Source organism: Promicromonospora kroppenstedtii DSM 19349, assembly GCF_000515355.1.
GTDB lineage: Bacteria > Actinomycetota > Actinomycetes > Actinomycetales > Cellulomonadaceae > Promicromonospora > Promicromonospora kroppenstedtii.
This window is the reverse complement of record NZ_KI911759.1, coordinates 69,674-71,262: the sequence shown is the minus strand read 5'-3', so window position 1 is coordinate 71,262 and position 1,589 is coordinate 69,674. Positions and strand designations below refer to the sequence as shown.

Sequence of the window (1,589 nt, the reverse complement as noted above, 5' to 3'; positions counted from 1 at the left end):
CCGCCGCGGTACGCCGCCTCTGGCGGGCGGCCGTGGAGCCCGAGTGGCCGTCCATGCGGCAGGCTCTGCGCGCCGAGCTGCTGGACCGCGCCGTGCAGGTCAACCGCGAGGGCCTGCGCGCGGTGCTCCCCCGGCTGCACCCGTCCGTGACCAGCGACGGCGACACGGTGACCGTCGAGTCCGCTGTCAACGTCGAGACCGACTGCCCGGACGGCCTGATCCTGGTGCCGTCCCTGTTCATCACCGACCGCGTGCAGTGCACGACGTCGGACCACTGGTCCCCCGCGATCTGCTACCCGGCCACGGGGCGCTACCTCTGGTCGGCGCCCGCCACCCCGCGGTCGCTCGACCGGCTGCTCGGCGCCACCCGTGCCCGGATCCTGGCCGCGCTGACCACCCCGCTGCAGACCACCGTGGTGGCCCATCTGGTCAGCGTCACGAACCCGACCGCCAGCGAGCACCTGACGGTCCTGCGCGACGCCGGGCTGATCGACAGCAGCCGCGCAGGCCGGACGGTCACCCACGAGCTGACGGCGGCGGGCCGGGCGGTCCTGGACGCGGCACCGACGCACCGTTAGCGTCTCGGCCAGACGACACCGCACGAGGACACCGCACGACCGCATCGCGAGGGGGCACGTGATGGCCGAGGGGACCGTGACGGCGTACGACGCCGAGGCCGGGTGGGGCGTCATCGTGCCCGATGACGGCGGCCCGCGGCTGCGCGTCCACCAGGTCGAGATCCTGACGTACGGCTACCAGGTCCTGGAGCGCGGCGAGCGCGTCGCGTACGCGGTCGAGCAGGACGACGACGGCCCCCTCGCGACCGCCGTCACCCCGCTGGGGCCGATCCTGACCGAGGAGGAGCTGGCGCGGCTAGGACTCGTACCGGAGCACGAGCCGGCCGGCTCCCCCTCGGCCGGCGACGACCCGGCGCTACCGTTCCTGGGCGAGCCGGCCGAGCCCGCCAAGTTCCCCACCCCGGTCCGGGCCGTGATCGCACTCGTCGGCCTGGCGGCCCTGCCTTCCATGGTGATCGGCATGATCCAGGTCGCGAACGGGCACGAGGAGTGGCTTCCCCTGCTGATCAGCGGCGTCATCATGCTGCTGGTCCTGGAGCGCATCCCGCACGAGCGGTGGTGAGGGGGCGCCGTCAGGCCAGGTGCCAGACCTCCTGCATGTCGCGCCAGCCCTCGCCGGGCGCGGCGTCCTTGCCGAACGCGGTCTGGCACGGGTCGGTGTGGGTCCACCACTCCTGCGTCACCGGGTCCTGCGCGATCCGGGCCATGTCGGCCTCGTGGTCGTCGCCGGTGTACTCGTAGTAGGCGAACAGCGTGTTCTCCAGCACGAAGATCGTGTAGTTGTGCACGTTGCACGCCTGGAGCGTCGCCTCGACCTGCGGCCAGACGGCGGCGTGCAGGCGCAGGTACTCCTCACGCTTCTCGGGGACCACGTCGACCACGAGACCATGTCGTTCCACGGCCCGGACGCTATCAGAGGCGGGCGACGCGGCTGGTCAGAGCCCGGTCTGCTGCGCCCCGGACTGCTGCGCCCCGACCTGCCGCGGCCCCGCCGCGAGGCGGCGCCGGTAC

General features: G+C 73.2%; 3 protein-coding genes. 2 read left to right on the top strand and 1 reads right to left on the bottom strand.

Annotation, left to right across the window (positions count from 1 at the left end; genetic code table 11):
- A partial coding sequence (locus PROKR_RS27010) for an ArsR/SmtB family transcription factor (RefSeq protein WP_157602771.1) occupies nt 1-578 on the top strand: 578 nt, incomplete at its 5' end.
- 61 nt (nt 579-639) lie between these two features.
- Complete coding sequence (locus PROKR_RS37085) at nt 640-1,140, top strand: cold-shock protein (protein WP_084800703.1); 501 nt, start codon at nt 640-642, stop codon at nt 1,138-1,140.
- Between the two features lie 10 nt (nt 1,141-1,150).
- Here the strand turns inward: PROKR_RS37085 and PROKR_RS27000 are convergent, their stop codons facing one another.
- On the bottom strand, nt 1,151-1,477 hold the full coding sequence (locus PROKR_RS27000; protein ID WP_036969972.1) for an L-rhamnose mutarotase: 327 nt from the start codon (nt 1,475-1,477) through the stop codon (nt 1,151-1,153).
- Nucleotides 1,478-1,589: the final 112 nt, after the last annotated feature.